Source organism: Nonomuraea sp. NPDC001636 (genome assembly GCF_040298265.1).
GTDB lineage: Bacteria > Actinomycetota > Actinomycetes > Streptosporangiales > Streptosporangiaceae > Nonomuraea.
Window position 1 is genome coordinate 1 of record NZ_JBEOZT010000069.1, and the last position, 7,843, is coordinate 7,843.

8 protein-coding genes are annotated in these 7,843 nt (G+C 71.3%); 6 read left to right on the forward strand and 2 right to left on the reverse strand.

Annotated features, from left to right (window positions below):
• Positions 1-100 precede the first annotated feature (100 nt).
• Genes ABT158_RS50630 through ABT158_RS50640 form a run of 3 tightly spaced genes read left to right on the forward strand, consistent with a single transcriptional unit; the run spans position 101 to position 3,157 of the window.
• Positions 101-640 (forward strand): TlpA disulfide reductase family protein, encoded by a 540-nt coding sequence (locus ABT158_RS50630; RefSeq protein ID WP_352366587.1) that lies wholly within the window; start codon positions 101-103, stop codon positions 638-640.
• Entirely contained in the window at positions 637-2,514 is a 1,878-nt protein-coding gene (locus ABT158_RS50635; RefSeq protein ID WP_352366589.1) for an ABC transporter ATP-binding protein, read from the forward strand. Before ABT158_RS50630 ends, ABT158_RS50635 begins: the two co-directional genes overlap by 4 nt.
• A 16-nt stretch (positions 2,515-2,530) precedes the next feature.
• Positions 2,531-3,157: a S26 family signal peptidase gene (locus ABT158_RS50640; RefSeq protein WP_352366591.1), complete on the forward strand. Its 627-nt coding sequence runs from the start codon at positions 2,531-2,533 to the stop codon at positions 3,155-3,157.
• Between the two features lie 304 nt (positions 3,158-3,461).
• On the opposite strand, the gene ABT158_RS50645 is transcribed toward ABT158_RS50640, so the two are convergent.
• Positions 3,462-3,941 (reverse strand): MarR family winged helix-turn-helix transcriptional regulator, encoded by a 480-nt coding sequence (locus ABT158_RS50645; RefSeq protein ID WP_352366593.1) that lies wholly within the window; start codon positions 3,939-3,941, stop codon positions 3,462-3,464.
• Positions 3,942-4,073: 132 nt separating this feature from the next.
• On the opposite strand from ABT158_RS50645, the gene ABT158_RS50650 reads away from it, so the two are divergent.
• Together ABT158_RS50650 and ABT158_RS50655 are read left to right on the forward strand one after the other, a co-directional pair.
• On the forward strand, positions 4,074-5,438 hold the full coding sequence (locus ABT158_RS50650; RefSeq protein WP_352366595.1) for an MFS transporter: 1,365 nt from the start codon (positions 4,074-4,076) through the stop codon (positions 5,436-5,438).
• Between the two features lie 12 nt (positions 5,439-5,450).
• Complete coding sequence (locus tag ABT158_RS50655; protein ID WP_352366597.1) at positions 5,451-6,098, forward strand: nitroreductase family protein; 648 nt, start codon at positions 5,451-5,453, stop codon at positions 6,096-6,098.
• 266 nt (positions 6,099-6,364) lie between these two features.
• On the opposite strand, the gene ABT158_RS50660 is transcribed toward ABT158_RS50655, so the two are convergent.
• Positions 6,365-7,606: an IS256 family transposase gene (locus ABT158_RS50660; RefSeq protein ID WP_352366598.1), complete on the reverse strand. Its 1,242-nt coding sequence runs from the start codon at positions 7,604-7,606 to the stop codon at positions 6,365-6,367.
• Here ABT158_RS50660 and ABT158_RS50665 point away from each other — a divergent pair.
• A complete protein-coding gene (locus tag ABT158_RS50665) occupies positions 7,524-7,772 on the forward strand; it encodes a hypothetical protein (RefSeq protein ID WP_352366600.1) in 249 nt (82 codons plus the stop codon). The genes ABT158_RS50660 and ABT158_RS50665 overlap by 83 nt on opposite strands.
• The last annotated feature ends 71 nt before the right edge of the window (positions 7,773-7,843 follow it).

Consider the following 7,843-nt stretch of genomic DNA (forward strand, 5'->3'; position numbering starts at 1 on the left):
CAGGACTCACCGTCCAGGAAACCGGAGTGCTCACCTGCCGGCGGCTACCACCAAGGAGTCTGCCGGATGGCTTACTCCCAGAACTGATTAGGAGAACGTCATGTCGATGCTCGTCACCGGGATGATCCTGGTGGGGGCGCTGTGCCTCTTCGACCTGGTGCTGACGCTGGGAGTGGTCAGACGGCTGCGGGAGCACACCGATCAGCTGCGGAGCCTCCTGTCCCACGGTGACCGTCCGCCGGGGAGGCTTCGCGGAAGCGTCGGCGACTTCCTGGCCACCACCGTCGACGGTGAGCCGGTCTCCCGCGACCTGCTGACGGGTGAGACCCTGGTCGCCTTCTTCAGCCCCGGCTGCACGACGTGCCGGGAGACGCTGCCGGAGTTCGTCGAGTTCGCCCGCGGCCTGCCGGGCGGGCGGCGGCAGGTCCTCGCCGTCCTGGCCGGTGACCGGGAGGACAGCGACGAGATGGTCCGAACGCTCACACCGGTGGCCCGCGTGATTGTGGAGGAGTTCGACGGCGAACTCAGCCGGGCCTTCGCGGTCGACGGGTTCCCCGCGCACTACGTCGTCGACAGCACCGGCGCGCTGCTCGCCACCGCGCCCGACGTCGCCCTGCTGCGGGTCATGAGGGCTGCGTGAGCCGGGAGCCCCGGGCATCCCCGCGCGCGTTCGCGGCCACCGCGGCGCGGGTCGTGGCGCTGACGTTCCGTTCGGCGCCCTTGCACGGCCTGGCGTACCTGGTGTGCACGGCGGCGGTCGCGGTGATCCCGATCGCGGTGGCCTGGCTGACGAAGGCCGTCCTGGACCGGTTGACGTCCGCGCCGGGCTCGCCGTCCGGGCTGGTGGGGCCCGCGGCCGGGCTCGCGGCGGCGGGGATCGCGCTCGGGGTCGTGCCGCGCGTCGCCCAGTACCTGCGGGCCGAGATGGACCGCAGGGCGGCCCTCCGCGGGCACGACGAGCTGTTCGCGGCGGTCGAGCAGGTGGCGGGGATCGCCAGGTTCGAGGATCCGCACTTCCAGGACCGGCTCCGGCTGGCCCAGCAGAGCGCGTCCGCGCCGGCCAGGACCGCCGACGCGGTGTTCGAGGTGGTGCGCGGGGCGCTCACCCTGGTCGGGTTCCTCGGCTCGCTGACCGTGATCAGCACGGGGTTCACCGTCGTCGTGCTGGCCGCCGCCGTGCCCACGGTGATCCTGGAGCTGCAGCTGTCCCGGCGGCGCGCCGCGATGATGTGGCGGATCGGCCCGACGGAACGGCGGCAGATGTTGTACGGCGACCTGCTCGCCAGCGCGGCGGCGGCCAAGGAGATCCGGCTGTTCGGCCTCGGCCCCTATCTCCGCGGTCGGCTGGTCGCCGAGCGGCGCGCCGCCGACGAGGCCCGGCGGCGGACGGACCGGCGGGAGGTCGTCGTCCAGGGGGCGCTGGCGGCGCTGTCGGCGGTCATCGCCGGTGGCGGGCTGGTGTGGGTCGTCGTGGCCGCCGGGCGGGGGCAGGTGACGGTGGGCGACGTGTCGATGTTCGTGGCCGTGGTCGCCGGTCTGCAGGGGGCGCTCGGCGGGCTGATCACGTCGATGGCCGGGGCGCACCACCAGGTGCTCCTGTTCGGCCACTACGTCGCGGTGGTCGACGCCGGGCCGGACCTGCCCCCGCCGGACGACCCGGCGCCGCTGCCCGCGCTTCGCCGCGGCATCGAACTGCGCGACATCTGGTTCCGCTACAGCGACGACCATCCGTGGGCGCTGCGCGGCGTCACCCTCTTCCTCCCCCACGGCGCCTCGACGGCGCTGGTCGGCCATAACGGCGCGGGCAAGAGCACGCTGGTCGAGCTGCTGTGCCGGTTCTACGACCCCACCCGGGGGGCGATCCTCTGGGACGGGGTGGACCTGCGCGACGTGCCCGTGGAGGAGTTGCGCCGCCGCGTCGGCGCGGTGCTCCAGGACTTCATGACCTACGACTTCAGCGCGGCCGACAACATCGCCATGGGCGACCTGACGGCGCTCGGCGACCTGGAACGCATCCGCGGCGCGGCCGTCCGGGCCGGGATCGACGGCACTCTGTCCCGCCTGCCCCACGGCTACGGGACGCTGCTGACCCGCCTGTTCTTCGCCGACGACGAGGCCGACGACCCCGGGAACGGGGTGATGTTGTCCGGCGGCCAGTGGCAGCGGGTGGCCCTCGCGCGGGCCTTCCTCCGCGAGGACCGGGACCTGATGATCCTCGACGAGCCGAACGCGGGCCTGGACCCCGAGGCCGAGCACGAGGTGCACGAGCGGCTGCGGAGGATGCGCGACGGCCGCAGCAGCCTGCTCATCTCCCACCGCCTCAACACGATCCGGGACGCCGACCTCATCGTCGTCCTGTCCGGCGGGCTGGTCGTCGAACAGGGGCGGCACGCCGACCTGCTCGCCGCCCGGGGCACGTACGCCCGGCTGTTCACCGTTCAGGCGGCCGGTTACGCCGAGGAGCCCGTGGAGCCCGTGGAGCCCGTGGAGCCGGTGGAGCCGGTGACGCGATGAGTGGAGGGGAACGCCGTTGAGACCCGTCCTGGCACTGCTGACGGCGGCGGGGTGCGTCCTCGGGGCGTCGGCCGCGGTCGTCGTCCGGCTGCGCCGTCGCTACCTCGTCATCACGGTGGCGGGTGTGAGCATGGAGCCGGCGTTCCGCGACGGCGACCGGGTGCTGGTCCGGCGGGCGTCCCTGGACGCGGTCCGGCGCGGCCAGGTGGTGCTGCTCGCCGGCAGCCTCACGGAGATGTGGCCGGAGATGGCGGCCGAGGCCGCGCTCACCACCGACCCCCGCGCGCCGTCGGGCCGACCGGTGAACGGCCGGAAGCCGACCGGAAGGCCCGTCGCGGCGCGGGAACCCGCGGACGAGCCGTTCCGGGTGGTCAAGCGCGTGACCGCCGTGCCCGGCGACCCGGTCCCCCGCGAGATCGCCTCCTTGCCGCACACTCCCGGTCGGGTCGTGCCCGACGGATGCCTGGTCGTGCTCGGCGACAACGCGGCGGCCTCGCGCGACTCGCGGCACTTCGGCTACGTGCCGGCGGAATGGCTGCTCGGCGTGGTGGTACGGCGCATCACCCCGGCGCCCGAGATCAAGCAGGAGGACGGCGGCCGCGGGGCACGGGCCGACCCGTCTCGGCCGCCGGCCGCTTCCTGAGCATCCGGCCCTGGTCGAGGAGCGAGCGGCCGCGCTCGCGGCGGTCGCCCGGCAGGCTCCAGTCGTTCAGCTCCCGCTCGCCCGTACGCTCAGCCGGTCGCCCGCTCCTGCCGCGCCCCCGACCAGCCCCACGTTCGCCTGCCACTCCATGACCGGGCCGTGGAGTCATCCAGCGCGGTGAGAGCCGATCGGAACCACGGGATCGTCCCGCGTGGACGAGAACGCCTGCTCGTTGGGAGCCCGGCGGGTGGCACTGGGTTGGACCGCGGGCCCCATGTCCTGCGCATGGGGCACTGGCATCGGGTCAGGGAGAGCTGCCGGTGTCGGCCTGCAGGAGTTTGACGAGGATTGCGCTCAGCCGGCCGCGTTCGTCGGGGGTGAGGGTGTGGAAGGTGTCCTCAAGGAAGGCCGGGATCGAGGCTTGCGCTTCGGCGAGCCGGCCGAGGCCTGAGTCGGTGATGGTGACGGCGTAGGAGCGCCGGTCGCGGGGGTTGCGTTCCCTGCGGACGTGGCCCGCCTGCTCCAGATCGTCGCAGATGCCGACCATGACGCTGCGGTCGATTCGGAGTTCCTCGCTGAGCGTCTGCTGGGAGCAGGGGCCGACGGCGTCGAGCATCTGGAGGACGAGGTGTTGCCCGACTCCGAGTCCTTCCCTGGCGGCGTGAACGTCGGCGGCGCGGGCCACGGCGGCCGAGGCCCGGCATAGCGCGATGTCCAGCCGCTCGGCGGCGAGTTGCGGAAAGTACGCCGTCCCGCGGCCGGTCGTTCTGGTCGTTGTCGCCATCACTCTCCTCGTGCGTTCAGCCGCCAGTCTATCCCAGACCAATCTCCACAAAGACTGTTTGACAGCAGATGATTTGCAGGCATACGGTCCGAATCGTCTGTCAGCCAATTGTTTCTTTGCGGATGGAGTGTGATGGTGACCCGAACCGACGGCCGCCTACAGGTGGCCCTGGTGGTGCTGTGCGCTGCGGTGTTCCTGGACTCGATGGACCTGTCGTTGATGGGCGTGGCCCTACCCGCCATCGGGCGTGATCTGTCGCTTCCGGAGAGCACCCTGCAGTGGCTGATGTCCGGCTACGCGGTCGCTTACGGCGGCTTCCTGCTGCTCGGCGGCCGCATCGCCGACCTGTTCGGCCGCCGCCGGGTGTTCCTGCTCTCACTGGCGGTGTTCGCGGCGGCGAGCCTGGCCGGCGGGCTGCTTTCGGCCGGATGGCCGCTGGTGGCAACCCGGGTGATCAAGGGGGTGGCGGCCGCGCTCACCGCTCCGGCGGCGCTGTCGCTCATCACCACCACCTTCGCCGAGGGGCCGCAGCGCAACCGGGCTCTGGGGGTGTACTCGCTGGCCGGGGCGACCGGCTACACGGCCGGGCTGATCGCCTCCGGCCTGCTGACCGAGATCAGCTGGCGGCTGGTGTTCTTCCTGCCGGTCCCTATCGCCTTGCTCGTGCTGGCCGCAGCGCCGCTGGTGCTGCCACGCGGCGTTCGGCCGCCCGGGACGCGCGAGGGTTTCGACGCCGTCGGCGCGGTCGCGGTCACCGGCGGCGTGTTGCTGCTGGTCTTCGCCCTGACCGAGCAGAGCCGGCCAGCTGGTGTCGTGGCGGTGCTGCTGCTGGGCGCCTTCGTGGTCATTGAGCGCCGGCGGTCCGCGCCGCTCGTCCCGCTGGAGGTGTTCAGGTCCGGGACCGTGGGCGCCGCCAATCTCGCGGCGCTGGCCTGGGCGTGCGCGACGATCGGCTGGCAGTTCGTCGCCGTCCTGTATCTGCAGCAGGTGCTCGACTACACCCCGCTGACCACCGGACTCGGGATCGTCCCCATGGGGCTGGCCATCGTCATCACCGCCAACCTGGCCGGCCGGCTGATCAGCCGGTACGGCCTGGGGCGGGTGGCCGCCGCCGGAATGCTGATCCAGGGCGCGGGCATCCTGCTGTTCCTGCGGGCCGGGGCCACCGGCGACTACCTCACGGTGCTGCTGCCCGCGCTGGTCGTACACGGCATCGGCAACGGGCTGTCCTTCCCCAGCCTCAACATCGCCGCCGTCGCCGGGCTGCCCGACGAGCGGCAGGGGCTGGCCTCGGGACTGGTGACCTCCGCCGTCCAGATCGGCGCCGGCATCGGCGTGGCGGTGCTGGCGTCAATGATGACGCTCGGCGGCTCCACGCCGGCCGGATACCGGATCGCCTTCCTGACGGCGGGCGGCTTCTCCCTGATCGGCGCCCTCGCCGCCGCCTTCGGCCTGCGCCCCCGCCGCCCCGCCCCCGTACCCGCCCCCACCGCCTGAAGGAGACACGTCATGACGCTGGATCTCACCCCCGACGAACTGCTGAGCACCACCCGCGCCGTGCGCAAGCGCCTGGACCTCACCCGCCCGGTGCCGCGCGAGCTGATCGAGCAGTGCGTGGACCTGGCCGTGCAGGCACCGACCGGGCGCAACCGGCAGCGCTGGCACTTCATGGTCGTGACCGAGCCCGAGCAGCGGCGGGCCGTGTCCGACCTCTTCCTGCGCGCCCTGCCCCTGGCCACCGGGCAGCCGCTGACCGAACGCGACGTGCGGCGGATGAACTACCATTCCGGCTCCACCGAGCGGGTCTTCGACGGCCTGCGCCACCTGGCCGACAACATCCATCGGGTGCCCGCGTTCGTCATCCCGGGCGTGGAGGGACGCACCGACCGCGCCCCGGTGGCCGTGCAGGCAGGGGCGTGGGGATCGATCCTTCCAGCCGTATGGAGTTTCATGCTGGCCGCCCGGGCGCGTGGTCTGGGCACGGTTTGGACCACCGCGCAGGGGCCGGTCGAACGCGAGCTGGCCCAGGTGCTGGGCGTGCCGTATGAGGAGGTCATGCTGGCGGCGTTCATCCCGCTGGCCTTCACCCTCGGCACCGACTTCAAGCCCGCTCCCCGCATCCCGCGCAAGGAGGTCCTGCACTGGGAACGGTGGTGAGCACGCTTGCCAGACCGTCCCGCCCCCAGGGGCGGCCTGGCAAGCCGGAACTGCCCTCACCCCATTGATCCGGGGACAAACCCGCAGGTCCCGGTGTGCGTTGTCGCAAATGGTGGCCTTCACGGGTGTAGTGAGCATTAGCCATGGGACGGACGATGGCAGCAGCGCTGGCTTGCTACCGGCGCTCTGGCCTGCTGGGCCTGGCGCGGGTCACGTCCACGGACGTGGTGTATGAATCGATCTTCGCGTGATCCTGTTTCTGCAGGTTAAGCGGTGAGTGTCTGCGGGATCTGGTTGTGGGCGGGTGTGTCGCCCGGGATCACCCGCATCCGGGCTTTGGCCAGCACGTCCAGGCCCATGTAGCGGCGAGCTTCGGTCCATTCGTCGGTCTGCTCGGCCAAAACGGCGCCGACCAGGCGGACGATCGCGGCCCGGTCGGGGAAGATGCCGACCACGTCGGTGCGGCGGCGGATCTCCTTGTTCAGCCGCTCCTGCGGGTTGTTGGACCAGATCTGTTTCCAGACCTCGCGGGGGAAGGCGGCGAAGGCCAGCAGGTCCTCACGGGCGCCGTCCAGATGCTCGCACGCAGCCGGATACTTGGCCTCCAACGCGTCGATCACCCAGGCGTGCTGGGTGCGGACCTGCTCGCTGGTGGGCTGGTCGAAGATGGTACGCACCAGCGTGGCCACCCACGGCTGCGCCGATTTCGGAACGGTGGTGAGCAGGTTGCGCAGGTAGTGGGTGCGGCAGCGCTGCCAGGCCGCGCCCGGCAGGCTCGCGCCGATCGCCTCAACCAGCCCGCGGTGCGCGTCGGAGACCACCAGCTGCACCCCGGACAGGCCGCGCGCGACCAGGCCGCGCAGGAACGCCAGCCAGCCCGCGCCGTCCTCGGCCGAGGTCACCTCCAGCCCGAGGATCTCCCGCTGCCCATTGGCGTTCACAGCGGTGGCGACTAGGGCGTGCACGTTGATCGTGCGGCCGCCCTCACGCACCTTCTGCGTCAACGCATCCAGCCACACGAACGTGTAGGGGCCGGCATCCAACGTCCGGGTGCGGAAGGCCTCGACCTGCTCGTCCAGGGTCTTGGCCATCTGAGACACCTGGCTCTTGGAGATGTGTTTGATGCCGAGCTGCTCGACCAGCTTGTCCACCCGCCGGGTGGAGACGCCGAGCAGGTAGGAGGTGGCCACGACGCTGATCAGCGCCTGCTCGGCCCGGCGGCGCCGCTCCAGCAGCCAGTCGGGGTAGTAGGAGCCGCTGCGTAGCTTCGGGATCGCCAGCTCGATCGTCCCGGCGCGGGTGTCCCACTGCCGGGCCCGGTAGCCGTTACGGGAGTTGGTCCGCTCGTCGCTGCGCTCGCCATACGACGCCCCGCACAAGCCGTCGGCTTCGGCCGACATCAACGCCTCGGCCATGGTCTTCACCATGGATCGCAACAGATCCGAATCGTCGGTCTCGATCTGCTTCGCCAGCCATGCAGCGGGCGTCACACTGTTGTCTGCGGCCATCGCTTTGATCTCCTTCTTGTTCGCACTCGAAGGATCACGCGATGGCCGTGTTCATTTCACGGCCGCCACGCTTGTGACCAGGTCAAACTCGTACACCACTCCCGTGGACGTGGCCCTGGCGCGCGCCAGCCGCAGCGACAAAGGGACTGTAAGAACAACGGTGTAACTCCTGATCATGGAGGACACCCCTGATGAGTACTGTGATCCAGGCATCGACGGAGATCGACCTGGAGGACG

Excerpts from the sequence above, each read along its gene's own strand:
- ABT158_RS50630 (WP_352366587.1), top strand. The coding sequence starts at position 101 with ATGTCGATGCTCGTCACCGGGATGATCCTGGTGGGGGCGCTGTGCCTC.
- ABT158_RS50645 (WP_352366593.1), bottom strand. The coding sequence starts at position 3,941 with ATGGCGACAACGACCAGAACGACCGGCCGCGGGACGGCGTACTTTCCG.
- ABT158_RS50650 (WP_352366595.1), top strand. The coding sequence starts at position 4,074 with ATGGTGACCCGAACCGACGGCCGCCTACAGGTGGCCCTGGTGGTGCTG.
- ABT158_RS50655 (WP_352366597.1), top strand. The coding sequence starts at position 5,451 with ATGACGCTGGATCTCACCCCCGACGAACTGCTGAGCACCACCCGCGCC.
- ABT158_RS50665 (WP_352366600.1), top strand. The coding sequence starts at position 7,524 with ATGGATCGCAACAGATCCGAATCGTCGGTCTCGATCTGCTTCGCCAGC.
- ABT158_RS50660 (WP_352366598.1), bottom strand. The coding sequence starts at position 7,606 with ATGGCCGCAGACAACAGTGTGACGCCCGCTGCATGGCTGGCGAAGCAG.